Raw genomic sequence first — 11392 nt, forward strand, 5'->3', positions numbered from 1 at the left:
ATCCGTCCGGCCAGCCGTTCCAACGCGTTCTCCGATCCCCGTGGTCGCTTGCCGGCCGCCGTTCCGCGTGCGGCCGTTCCAGCGCGATAGCGCGCGCAGCTTGCCCCGACCCGGCGGCGCCGTTCAGTCGGCGGCGTGGATGGCCGGCGCTTCGCGCACGCGCACGAGGCGTACGCGCTTCACGCGACGCCGGTCCGCCTCCAGCACCTCGATCTGGAAGCCGGGCACCGCCTCGGCCACCTCCCCCTCCGCCGGCACGCGGCCCAGCGCGTTGACGACGAGACCGCCGATCGTGTCGGCGTCGGCCTCGTGGGCGCTGGGGTCGAAGTCGTCGCCCAGAACCTCGCGCACCTCGTCGAGGTCGGCTCGCGCATCGGCGTAGTAGACGTCGTCGCCTGCGTCGGTGACGAGAATCTCCTCGTCGTCGTGCTCGTCCTCGATGTCTCCCACGACCATCTCGAGGATGTCCTCCAGCGAGACCAGCCCATCGGTTCCGCCGTACTCGTCGATCACGAGCGCCATCTGCGTGCGGCTTGCCTGCATGCGCGCCATGAGCTCGGCGGCGTGCATCGAGGGGGGCACGAACAGGATCTGACGCATCAGGCCGAGCGCTTCGAGCGTCGGCTCGAGATCGACGCGCGACAGGTCGAAGCCCGAGCGCACCGGCGCATCCTGCTCCGCGCCCTCGCGATGGAAGCAGAGCGCGGCCCGCGTGATGTGACCGACCATGTCGCGGATGTGGATCATGCCGAGCGGATCGTCGAGCCCGCCCTCGCCGTAGACCGGCATGCGGGAGTGGCCGGTTTCCTCGAAGCGGGCCATGGTCTCGGCGAGCGTGGCACTGACGGGGATGCCCTGGATCTCGGTGCGCGGCACCATGAGGTCCTCGACCCGAACGTCGTGGAGTTCCAGGATGTTGGTGAGCATGAGGCGCTCGCCGGCCGTGAACCCGGTTTCGCCGGCCTCGCCCTCGCGAAGGGCCTCCACGAACTCCTCGCGCAGCGAGGGTGGCACACGTGGCCGCAGGAAGGCGACCAGGGAATCAAAGAACCCGGGCTCGGGCGCGCTCGTTCGCGCGCGACGACTTCGCCCTTCCGTTTCCGGGGGCGAGCGGTCGGTGCCGGCTCCCCCCTCGTGTCCGTCGTTGATGGTCATGACGCTCATTGTCCGTCGGTCGATCCGTTAGTCATCGGCTTCGGCGTAGGGATCGGCGATCCCCAGCCCTCGAAGTATCTCGATCTCGAGAGCTTCCATGCGCTCCGCTTCCTCGTCGGTCTCGTGGTCGAAGCCCGTAAGATGCAGAGTGCCGTGAACGAGAAGATGACGAAAGTGGTCGAGCGCACTCTTGCGCTCGCTCGCGGCCTCTCGCTCCAACGTCTCGCGCGCCAGCACGAGGTCGCCGAGGAGCGGGCCCGGACGCTCGCCTGGCGCCAGCTGCACCATGGGAAAGCTCAGAATGTTGGTCGGCTTGTCCTTGCCGCGCCATTCCCGGTTCAGCTCCCGCACGGTTGCGTCGTCGGCAAGCGTCACCGAAACCTCGGTCTCGGCCGCACCGAGCCCTGCTCCGGCCAGCGCGGCGAGGATCGCCTCGCGCACGCAGGCCTCCGGGTCGGCGGGCAGAAGGAGCGTTTGCCACGCCGCATCGTCCGCCCCGTCGAGCACGATCTCGACGCCCCCCGGCGGGGCGCCGGCAGAAAGCGCCATGCCCATCAAGCCGAGCGCGGATTTCGACCGAGCGGCGCCGACACGCGCTGGTCCGACGCATCCGCCTCGTAGGCCTCGACGATCGCCTGCACGAGGTGGTGGCGCACGACGTCCGCGGCGGCAAAGCGCACCGACACGATGTTCTCGACGCCCTCCAGGACGCGCAGCGCCTCGACCAGGCCCGACTTCTGCCCGGCCGGCAGATCGATCTGGGACGGGTCGCCCGTCACCACCATGCGCGCGTTCTCGCCGAGGCGCGTCAGGAACATCTTCATCTGCATGGTGGTGGTGTTCTGGGCCTCGTCCAGGATCACCGCCGCGTTGGTGAGGGTGCGCCCGCGCATGAAGGCCAGCGGCGCGATCTCGATCGCCTGGGCAGCGATGGCGCGCTCGACCTTCTCGGCCGGCATCATGTCGTAGAGCGCGTCGTAGAGCGGGCGAAGGTAGGGATCGACCTTCTCCTTCATGTCGCCCGGCAGGAAGCCAAGCCGCTCGCCGGCCTCGACGGCGGGACGCGACAGGATGATGCGCTCGACCTGCCCGCGTTCCAGAAGCTGCGCTGCGTAGGCAACCGCGAGATAGGTCTTGCCGGTGCCGGCCGGGCCGACGCCGAAGACGAGCTCGGCGCGCTCCATGGCGCGCATGTAGGCGTCCTGGGTCGGCGTGCGGGCATGGATCGTGCGCTTGCGGGTCGAAATCTGCGCAAGCGACATGCGCCCCTTCCGCTCCATGGTGGGAAGCGTCAGCTGGTCCTCCGGAGTGGCTGCCATGCGCACCGCCCCTTCCACGTCGGAACGGGCGATCTCATGGCCGGACTGGAGGCGGGCGTAAAGCGTGTCGAGCGCCCGGCGGGCCTGGTCGCAGTTCGTCGGGTCACCGCGCAACTCGACCTTGTTGCCGCGCGCCCGCGCATCGACGTGCAGCTTCTGTTCGATCAGGGCGAGATGCTCGTCGAACTGGCCGAACAGGGCACCCGCCAGACGGTTGTCGTCGAAGGTGAGCACGACGTGGGCCATGTCGGACGCGCCCTGGCCTGGCATGCCGCGCACTGCCTTCATGCGATCTTCCTTGCGAGCGGTGGGGAGGACGCCGCCATGGAGACGGTCGCCGGCATGGCGGGTGGCTCGGCGCCCGCGGCCATGAGGGAGTTGGGACGGGTCTCGGAGATCGAAACCTCGACGATGTCGCCGACGGCGCCCGCCGAGGCCGGCACGACGACCGGGAGCAGGAAGGGCGAGCGACCGATCATCTGACCGGGATGGCGCCCCACCTTCTCGATCAGGACCTCGCACCGACGGCCCACGAAGCTTTCCTGGAAGGCGACCTGCTGCTCGCGGATGAGAGCCTGGAGCCGGTCGAGGCGTTCGGTCTTCACGTCTTCCGGGACGTGGCCGTCCATCGTGGCGCCGGGGGTGCCGGGCCGCGGCGAGTACTTGAACGTGTAGGCCGCGGCGTAACTTACCTCGCGCACGAGCCGGAGCGTCGCCTCGAAGTCCTCGTCGCTCTCGCCGGGAAAGCCCACGATGAAGTCGCCGGACAGGGCGATATCGGGGCGAACGGCACGGATGCGGTCCAGGATGGCCAGATAGTCCGCCGCCGTATGGCGCCGGTTCATCGCCTTCAGGATGCGATCGGAGCCCGACTGCACGGGCAGGTGCAGGTAGGGCATGAGCTGGCGCAGCTCGCCATGGGTGCGGATCAGCGCCTCGTCCATGTCGAGCGGGTGCGAGGTCGTGTAGCGCAGGCGCGCCAGTCCCGGGATCGCGGCCAGGTCATGAAGCAGCGAGGCGAGCCCGCCCTCGTCCGGACCCCAGGCGTTGACGTTCTGGCCCAGCAGCGTCACCTCGCGCACCCCGGCCTCGGCGAGTTCGCGCGCTTCCTTCAGGATGGCGGCACGGGCGCGCGAAACCTCGGCGCCGCGCGTATAGGGCACGACGCAGAAGGTGCAGAACTTGTCGCAGCCTTCCTGCACGGTCAAAAACGCCGAAACGCCGCGCGAGCGGATCTGGCGGTCCGTGGATTTGGGCAGATGGTCGAACTTGCTGTCCACGGCGTAGTCGGTATCGACCACGCGCTCGCCGCCGTCGACGCGCCGCAGGGCATCGGGCAGGCGATGATAGGTCTGCGGACCGATCACGAGATCGACCACGGGCGCGCGGGCGATGATCTCCGCGCCTTCCGCCTGCGCGACGCAACCCGTGATCCCGACGCGCAGGGAACCGAGACCGGCTGCCTCGCGCTCGGTCTTCAGGACGCGGATACGCCCCAGCTCGCTGTAGATTTTCTCGGCGGCCTTCTCGCGGATATGACAGGTGTTCAGGAGGACGAGGTCCGCCTCCTCGACGCGCTCGGTCGCCTCGTAGCCTTCGGCGCCCAGCGCATCACCCATGCGCTGGGAGTCGTAGACGTTCATCTGGCAGCCATAGGTCTTGATGAAGACCTTGCGGGCGGGACGGGTCTGCGGATCGGAACCTTGGCTCATGCGTCCTTCGCGGAGACGACGAAAGGGCCGGCTCCGTCATGGCGGGCAAACATCGAGGCGGCGCCCGCAATCCGCGCCCGGCACCTTCCCTCCGGCACGAAGCCGGGGCGCGCGGAAGGTCCCTTCGCAGTCTCTTATATCGATCCGAGCGCGCCGAGGCGCAAGCGGGCTTTTTGCCGCCCGGACCCGCATCGCTCACAACGGATCGCGCAGCGCCGCGGTGAGAAGCTCGCGCACGCGCCGCTCGCTGGCGCGCGCCAGCGCCTTGCGGTCGGTGCCGGCCGTGAAGCTGAACGGCTCGCCGAACACGACCTCGGCGTCGAAGGCCGCCTCGCGCATGAAGTCCGGCAGGTGTGGAACCAGCGGCACGTCGCCCGGCCAGGCGGCGAGCGGACGGTGGAACAGCCCCATCGGCATGCCATGGACGCGCGTCCAGGCCACCGCGACCGGCTGGACCGTAACCTCCGCGCGGCTGCTCGCGCGCAGTGAGGCCTGCGCGGCACCGAACAGGGCCGTTCGGAACGGCAGGACGCCGTTGCCATCCGAGGTCGTGCCTTCCGCAAACAGCACCATGACGTCGCCCGACGCCAGTCGCTCGCCGATCGTGTCGGTCTGCCGTCCGGTTTCGCCGCGCCGCTCGCGGGCCACGAACACGGTGCGCTGGAGGCGCGCGAGCCAGCCGAAGGCGGGCCAGCCGCGCACCTCCTCCTTGGCGATAAAGGAGAGCGGCATGGCGGCGCCGAGCGCGACGATGTCGGCCCAGGACTGATGGTTGCTGACCAGAAGCAGCGGGCGCCCCCGGGCGGGCTCGCCGCGCACGCGCACGCGGATGCCGCTGATGCGCGCGGCGACGAGGTGCCAGAGATGGGGGAGGCGCCGGGCAAGCGGCCAGCGCAGCTGAATCGCCACGAGCTGCAGCGGCGTCAGCGCCAGCGTCAGGAGCACGAGGCCGAGCACCGTCAGGGCCAGGCGCCCCGTGGCCATCCGTCCAGGCGCCCGCCGCTCAGAGGCGGCCAAGACCGCGCTTCAGGACGAGCGCGCTGGTGCGCGTTCCATCGGGCCCGGCATAGTAGGCCGGTCGGCGGCCCACCTCCTCGAAGCGCAGGCGACGATACAGGGCGAGCGCCGCCGCATTGGTCTCCTCGACCTCCAGGAAGAGGGCGCCGACGCGCTCGGCGTGCAGATGCTGCAGGACGTTGTCCATGAGGAGGCGTCCGAGCCCGCGCCCCCGCGCCGCCGGGTCCACGGCGATGGTCAGGATCTCGGCCTCGTCGGCGGCCTGTCGCGCGAGGACGATACCCTGAGGGCGACCCGTGCCGTTGCGCCGGACCGTGAAGCCGAAGGTTCCGGGCTGCAGCAGGAGCGAGGCGAACTCGTCGCCCGACCAGCTCTGCCGGAAGGCGGCCGCATGCAGCGAGGCGGCGGCGTCGAGGTCGGCGGGGCCCAGCGGGGCAACGGTCCATTCCGCGCCCAACACGCCCTCCCAAAACGACAGCGTCCAGCTGAGCGGCCAGTACCAGTACATCCCGTTCCCCCAACGGAGCGACCCGGCCGGACCTCCGGCGCGCCGCATCCTCCCGCACGTAAGTGTGCGCGGGGCAGCTTAAGGCGAGGTTTCGACGCTGGCCACCAGCGAGGGCGCGCTGGAAGGCCGCGCATCCGCTCCGCGCAGGTAGAGAGCCCGCACTTCGCCGCCCGGCGTTGCGGCAGCGGCCAGGCGCGCGACGGCGGCGATATCGGGTGCGCCGTCCTCGGATACGATTCGCACGTCGTGTCCGCCCAGAACGCCCGCGGCGATCGATGCCCCCGAACCCACCAGCAGCAAACGCGATGGCGAGACGGGGTCCACGAAATCCACGAGCGCGGCCGGCGCCAGTGCCGCCGGCCCTTCCAGTATCGCTCCACCCGGCGCAAAGAGTGCGGCGTAGACCTCGCCGCGCTTGGCGTCCTGGACGGCCAGCACCGGCGTCTCGCCCGTTCCATGGGGCTCGGCCAACGCTTCCAGGCTGGAGACGCCCACGAGGGGACACTCCAGCGAAAGGCTGAGCCCGTGCGCGGCGGCGAGCGCGACGCGGATGCCCGTGAACGAGCCCGGGCCGATCCCGACACCGACCCGGCCGACCGCCTCCCAGCCGACGCCAGCCTCGCCGAGCACCTGTTCGACGAGCGGCATGAGGCGTTCGGCATGCCCGCGACCGATCACCGGATCGGCGCGCGCGACGATGCGTCCCGTTCCGGCGTGCAGCAAGGCGACGGAACAGCGCTCGCTTCCGGTGTCGAGCGCCAGAACGAGCGAACGGGCTGCGGGAACGGCGCCGGTCAGACGGCCTCCATCGCCTCGACGGCCTCGACCTCAGGCACGAAGTGGCGCAGCAGGTTCTCGATGCCGTGCTTGAGAGTGGCGGTCGAGGACGGGCAGCCGGCACAGGAGCCGCGCATGTTCAGGAACACCACGCCGTCGCGGAAGCCGCGAAAGGTGATGTCGCCCCCGTCCTGTGCGACGGCCGGGCGAACGCGCGTGTCGAGAAGTTCCTTGATCGTGGAGACGACCGCCTCGTCGTTCTCGTCGAAGAACTCGTCACCCGACTCGCCATCGGCGAGCGTGCTCGCGCTTCCCGCCATCATCACCGGCTCGCCGGAAAGGAAGTGCTCCATGATCGCGGCGAGGATGGCGGGCTTCAGGTGCTGCCAACCGGTCTCGTCCTTGGTGACGGTCACGAAGTCGTAGCCGAAGAACACGGCGGTGACCCCGTCCACGGCCATCAGCTTGGCGGCGAGACGCGAGCAGCGCGACGCATCCTCGATGTCGAGAAACTCGGCGGTGCCGTCCTCCAGGACGACGCGGCCCGGCAGGAACTTCAGCGTCTGCGGATTCGGGGTGGCTTCGGTCTGAATGAACATGGGAGCGCGAGCCTCGCGGCGTATCTTCGGAAGCGTTCGAGATAAGCCTCGGGGCGTCGCGCCGCAAGCTGGACGCTCCGTTCAGGCGGCACCGCGTTCCGGCGTCCAGGCCGCATCACGAACCTCGAAGTCCGGGCGGCCCAGAAGGTAGCCCTGCGCGGCGCGGCATCCGAGATCGCGCAGAAGCGCAAGCTGCTCCTGCGTTTCCACCCCCTCGCCCAGCGTTTCGATGCCGATGTCGCGGCCGAGTTGGGTGACGGCACGCAGCACGGCCAGCGAGTTCGGATCGGTGGACGCCGAGGACACGAAGGAGCGATCGATCTTGATGCGATCCAGCGGTAGGTCGCGCAGGTGGGCGAGCGAGGAATAACCGGTTCCAAAATCGTCCATCGCGACACGCACGCCCAGCGTCCGCAGCCCGGCCAGGACGTGACCGACCTGCGCAGCGTTGGCGACGATCGCAGTCTCGGTCAGCTCGATCTCGAGGCGATGCGCAGGCAGGCCCGAGGCCGCCAAGGCGCCGACCACATGCGCCATGAGGCGGGGCGAGGAGAGTTGCACGGCCGAGACATTGACCGCCACGAACTGATCGGTGCCCCAGGCCGCAGCGTCCTTGCAGGCGCGGGACAGGACGAAGGCGCCGAGGTCGACGATCATCCCGTTGGCCTCGGCAAGCGGAATGAAGCGGTCGGGCGGCACGAGACCGCGCTCGGGGTCGTTCCAGCGGACGAGAGCCTCGAAACCGATGGTTCGCCCCTCGTCCATGGCCACGATCGGCTGGTAGGCGATCTGGAAGTTTCCGGTCTCCAACGCCAGCCGGAGGTCCGCTTCCAGACGCCGGGCTTCGGCGGCCGCCTCGGCCATGCCGGGCCGGTAGCTGAAGGCACGCCCACGCCCGCCTCGCTTGGCCTCGTAGAGTGCGACGTCGGCCATCTGCATCAGGCCCTCGGGATCGGACGCCTCGGTGCGCCCGCACAAGCCGATCGACACGCTGGACGCCACCACATGGTCGCCGATCAGGAAGGGCTCGGCCATCGCGGCGACCAGGGCTCTGGCCACGCCTTCCGCCCGAGCCTCCTCGCCGGCGAGAAGGATCGCGAGTTCGTCGCCGCCGATGCGCGCGACGCACAGCGCATCGGGAACGGTCGCATGGATACGCTCGGCGATGGAGACGAGAAGACCATCGCCGGTTGCGTGGCCGAACGTGTCGTTCACCGACTTGAAGCGATCGACATCCACCAGAAGCAGGGAGAAGGACAGATCGGCGCTGAAGTTTCCGACGATACCATCCTGCAGGGCTCGCCGATTCGACAGACCGGTCAGTGGATCGTGGAAGGCCATGCGGCGCAGCTTCTCGTTTGAATCGGCGCGCGTGCGATCGTCGATCAGGAACGACGACACGCCGGTCCCGACGATGATCAGCCCGACCAGCAGCACCGCCAGCGCAATCGCCCGAAAGGCGGAATGGGTTCCGTCGTCCGCCAGGCCCGAGATGCGCGTCACCTGGAAGGCCGCCATGGCGGTGAAGTGAAGACCGACGATCGACAGAACGAGGCAACCTGCCGCGGCATGCGCCCACAGGCCCTCGCGCCAACGTCGGGCCAGCGCGACGAAGGCGATGGCCGGCAGAACGGCCAGGACCACCGACAAGCCGATATAGAAGCCGTCCCAGGTCACGAGCCCTTCGACCCGGTAGGCGAACATGCCGACATAGTGCATCGCGACGATCGACAGGCCGAGAAGACCGCCGCCGATCACGATGCCGGTGCGCGGCCGATGCCGCGAGCGCCCCATCGCGAAGCCCGCGCCGGTGCCGCCGATCGCGACCAGGATGGAGCCGAGCGTCAGAACCGGATCGAAGGTCACCGCGACCGGGACCTGGTAGCCCAGCATCGCGATGAAGTGGGTCACCCAGATCGCGGAGCCGGAACAGACCGCAGTTAGAAAGATCCAACCATGGCTGCGCAGTCCGTCCGTCTGCAGCGACCGGCGAAACAGGCTGGCGGTCACGATGCTGCCGACCAGGCACATGAGAGCGGCAAGGAGCACGAATGTCAGATCGTGCTCGACGACGAGGCAGTCGATGATGCGCATGGAAGATCCGGCAGGAGATATGCCGAGACCCTAGGCGAGCAAACGTCAACAAGCCCACAATATGCACAGTACGATTGTTTGGTGAGCAACACACCAACAGCGTGTTACATCCTGTCGCACCCCGTCTTTACTTGGAGGACCCGGTCAGCAGAGACTCTCGATGTCCTCGTCGGTCAGCGTCGCGGGCACCACCGTGACCGGGATCGGGAAGGCCGATCCCGAGCCCGCGACCGCCGATACGAGGGGCCCAGGTCCCTGCGAGGAATCGCTCGCCGCCAGAACGAGGATCGCGATCTCGCGGTCGTTCTCGATGAGGTCCCGGATCTCGTCGACCGTCCGCCCCTCACGTACCAGCGTTTCGGGCTCCAGGCCCACCGCCTCGCGGATTTCGTCGGTGACGCGGGCCAGCCGCGTTTCGGCCTCCTCGGTCGCTTCCGCCCGCATGATCTTCTCGACGCCGAGCCATTGGGCGAAGTCGCCGGGATCGATCACGTAAAGCAGAACGGCGGCGCCGCCGCTCGCCTTGGCGCGTCGGGCCGCGTAGGCCGCCGCCCGGGCGCATTCCGGGGTCTCGTCGATAACGGCGAGAAACTTGCGCCGCCCGCCCTGCCCCGTTCCGAGTCGCTTGGATACCATCGTCGGACTCTGGCAGGCGCGGGCGGGAGCGGCAAGGCGCTCAGTTGTTGAGAAGGCCGACGATCCGCTTCACGTCGGACAGCGTCGCGCTCGCGATCTCGCGCGCGCGCTCGGCCCCGTCCCGCAGGGTGCGGTCGATCTCCGCCGGATCGGCCATGATGCGCCGCATCTCGCCGGCGATCGGCCCGAGCTTCTCGACGGCCAGGTCGGCGAGCGCCGGCTTGAACTCCGAGAAGGGCCGCCCTCCGTACTCGGCCAGCACCTCCGCTTTCGAGCGGTCGGCGAGCGCGGCGAAGATGCCGACGAGGTTGTCGGCCTCGGGCCGCCCCTTCAGACCGTCGATCTCGGTGGGCAACGCGTCGGGATCTGTCTTGGCCTTGCGGATCTTGCGCGCGATCGTCTCGGGGTCGTCGGTGAGGTTGATGCGCGACAGATCGGAGGGGTCCGACTTCGACATCTTCTTGGCGCCGTCCTTGAGACTCATGACGCGGGTCGCCGGCCCCTCGATCAGCGGTTCGGCCAGCGGGAAGTAGCCCTGCACCACCTCCTCGCCCATCGCGATCGGTCGGCCGAGGCCCAGCGCGGCGACGCGCAAGGAATAGTCGTGGTTGAACTTCGCCGCGATGTCGCGCGTCAGCTCGATATGCTGCTTCTGGTCCTCGCCGACGGGCACCATCGTCGCCCGATAGGCCAGAATGTCCGCGGCCATGAGGCTGGGATAGGCGAAGAGGCCAAGCGAGGCGCGCTCGCGGTCGCGGCCGGCCTTCTCCTTGAACTGCGTCATGCGCTCCATCCAGCCGAGGCGGGCCACGCAGTTGAAGATCCAGGCGAGCTCGGCGTGCTCGGGAACGCGGCTCTGGTTGAAGAGGACGTGCGCCGTCGTGTCGATGCCGCTCGCGATGAAGGCCGCCGCGACCTCTCGGATCGAGCGCTCGAGGCTGTCCGGCTCCTGCCAGACCGTGATGGCGTGAAGGTCCACCACACAGAACAGGCAGCGGTTCGCCTCCTGCAGGGCGACCCAGCGCCGTATCGCGCCGAGATAGTTGCCAAGGTGCAGGTTGCCGGTGGGCTGGACGCCCGAAAAGACGAGCGGCGGAAAGGCGTCGGCGGACATGAGGAACTCCCGGAAGGACGCCGGTTGGACGGGCGTCGGCGGGCGCTTATGGCGCGCACCCGCGCGCCGATCAAGCGGGCGGACCGGAGGGCTCCAGAAGGTCCCAGAGATTGCCGTAGAGATCGGCAAACACCGCGACCGTGCCGTAGCGCTCGCGGCGAGGCGCCTCGCGGAAGTCGACCCCGGCCGCCAGCATGGCGGCATGCTTCCGGGCAAAATCCTCGGTGTACAGGAAGAAGCCGACGCGGCCGCCGGCCTGGTTCCCGACCGCAGCCCGCTGCCGCTCGCCCTCGGCCCGCGCCAGAAGCAGAGATGCCCCCTGACCGTCATGAGCAGGTGCCATCACCACCCAGCGTCTGGTTCCGCCGAGCGGCGTATCCTCCGCCAGCCGGAAGCCGAGGCAGCGCCCGAACCAGCCGATCGCCTCGTCGTAGTCGCGCACCAGGAGCGAGACGAGAGCG

Annotated in this window: 12 protein-coding genes; all 12 read right to left on the reverse strand. The window is 69.1% G+C overall.

The features are described 5' to 3' along the window. Positions 1 to 123 precede the first annotated feature (123 nt). A complete protein-coding gene (locus BLQ76_RS12795) occupies positions 124 to 1155 on the reverse strand; it encodes a transporter associated domain-containing protein (protein ID WP_244519603.1) in 1032 nt (343 codons plus the stop codon). 27 nt (positions 1156 to 1182) lie between these two features. Continuing rightward, a complete protein-coding gene (ybeY, locus tag BLQ76_RS12800) occupies positions 1183 to 1704 on the reverse strand; it encodes an rRNA maturation RNase YbeY (RefSeq protein WP_090674129.1) in 522 nt (173 codons plus the stop codon). A gap of 5 nt (positions 1705 to 1709) precedes the next feature. After that, positions 1710 to 2762, reverse strand: coding sequence for a PhoH family protein (locus BLQ76_RS12805; protein WP_090673796.1), 1053 nt, complete (start codon positions 2760 to 2762; stop codon positions 1710 to 1712). Further along, positions 2759 to 4186, reverse strand: a complete 1428-nt coding sequence (gene miaB / locus BLQ76_RS12810; RefSeq protein ID WP_090673799.1) for a tRNA (N6-isopentenyl adenosine(37)-C2)-methylthiotransferase MiaB — start codon at positions 4184 to 4186, stop codon at positions 2759 to 2761. Before miaB ends, BLQ76_RS12805 begins: the two co-directional genes overlap by 4 nt. Before the next feature lie 195 nt (positions 4187 to 4381). Further along, positions 4382 to 5170 (reverse strand): lyso-ornithine lipid O-acyltransferase, encoded by a 789-nt coding sequence (gene olsA, locus BLQ76_RS12815; RefSeq protein ID WP_090673801.1) that lies wholly within the window; start codon positions 5168 to 5170, stop codon positions 4382 to 4384. 19 nt (positions 5171 to 5189) lie between these two features. Then, positions 5190 to 5711, reverse strand: a complete 522-nt coding sequence (locus tag BLQ76_RS12820; RefSeq protein ID WP_090673803.1) for a GNAT family N-acetyltransferase — start codon at positions 5709 to 5711, stop codon at positions 5190 to 5192. A gap of 78 nt (positions 5712 to 5789) precedes the next feature. Then, positions 5790 to 6509, reverse strand: a complete 720-nt coding sequence (gene tsaB, locus BLQ76_RS12825) for a tRNA (adenosine(37)-N6)-threonylcarbamoyltransferase complex dimerization subunit type 1 TsaB (RefSeq protein WP_090673805.1) — start codon at positions 6507 to 6509, stop codon at positions 5790 to 5792. Further along, positions 6506 to 7087, reverse strand: a complete 582-nt coding sequence (locus tag BLQ76_RS12830; RefSeq protein WP_090673807.1) for a NifU family protein — start codon at positions 7085 to 7087, stop codon at positions 6506 to 6508. The genes tsaB and BLQ76_RS12830 overlap by 4 nt, the downstream gene beginning before the upstream one ends. Positions 7088 to 7168: 81 nt before the next feature. Beyond that, positions 7169 to 9181, reverse strand: coding sequence for a putative bifunctional diguanylate cyclase/phosphodiesterase (locus tag BLQ76_RS12835; protein ID WP_090673810.1), 2013 nt, complete (start codon positions 9179 to 9181; stop codon positions 7169 to 7171). Between the two features lie 144 nt (positions 9182 to 9325). Next, positions 9326 to 9817 carry a universal stress protein gene (locus BLQ76_RS12840; protein WP_090673813.1) on the reverse strand — a complete coding sequence of 164 codons (492 nt, stop codon included), beginning with the start codon at positions 9815 to 9817 and terminating at the stop codon, positions 9326 to 9328. Between the two features lie 40 nt (positions 9818 to 9857). Next, a complete protein-coding gene (gene trpS / locus BLQ76_RS12845; RefSeq protein WP_244519605.1) occupies positions 9858 to 10931 on the reverse strand; it encodes a tryptophan--tRNA ligase in 1074 nt (357 codons plus the stop codon). A gap of 70 nt (positions 10932 to 11001) precedes the next feature. Next, the gene (locus tag BLQ76_RS22370) at positions 11002 to 11373 is read right to left on the reverse strand and encodes a VOC family protein (RefSeq protein WP_244519606.1); all 372 of its coding nucleotides are present in this window, start codon (positions 11371 to 11373) and stop codon (positions 11002 to 11004) included. Between the last annotated feature and the right edge of the window lie 19 nt (positions 11374 to 11392).

Origin of the sequence: Aureimonas jatrophae, from assembly GCF_900104035.1 — a bacterium.
In the GTDB taxonomy this organism is placed as follows: Bacteria; Pseudomonadota; Alphaproteobacteria; order Rhizobiales; family Rhizobiaceae; genus Aureimonas; species Aureimonas jatrophae.